The following is a 536-nucleotide window of genomic DNA, read 5'->3' as shown; positions in this document are numbered from 1 at the left end:
GCTCCAGGCTCTGCGAGATCAGCGTCTTGATCTCCCGGGCGGCTTCCGCGCTGCGGCCGGCCAGCAGCCGCACCTCGCCGGCGACGACTGCGAAGCCGCGGCCCTGCTCGCCGGCGCGTGCCGCTTCCACGGCGGCGTTCAGCGCCAGGATGTTGGTCTGGAAGGCAATGCCGTCGATGACGGAGATGATGTCGCCGATGCGGCGCGAGCTGTCGTTGATGCCCTTCATCGTGTCGACGACCTGCTTGACGACCTGGCCGCCTTCCGCAGCGACGTGCGAAGCGTTCTGCGCCAGCTGGTTGGCCTGCTGGGCGTTGTCGACGTTGTTGCGCACGGTGGCGCCGAGTTCGTCCATGGAGGCCGCCGTCTGCTGCAGCGCGCTGGCCTGGCTCTCGGTGCGGGCGCTCAGGTCCTGGTTGCCAGAGGCGATCTCCGAGCTCGCATTGGCCACCGACTCCGAGCCGTCACGCACCTGCTGCACGATGCTTGCCATGCTGTCGCGCATGGCTTTCACGCCCTGCATGACGCTCTCATGG

The 536-nt window shown here is 68.3% G+C and carries 1 protein-coding gene; it reads right to left on the bottom strand.

The genetic code is table 11. From position 1 onward, the window contains the following. Window positions 1-536, bottom strand: a 536-nt coding sequence (locus AC1DU6_RS35585; RefSeq protein ID WP_477863328.1) for a methyl-accepting chemotaxis protein, incomplete at both ends; no start/stop codon positions are given.

This window comes from Roseateles sp. P5_B10 (assembly GCF_056400485.1).
The sequence above is the reverse complement of the archived record's forward strand: the minus strand, read 5'-3'. Positions and strand labels throughout refer to the sequence as shown.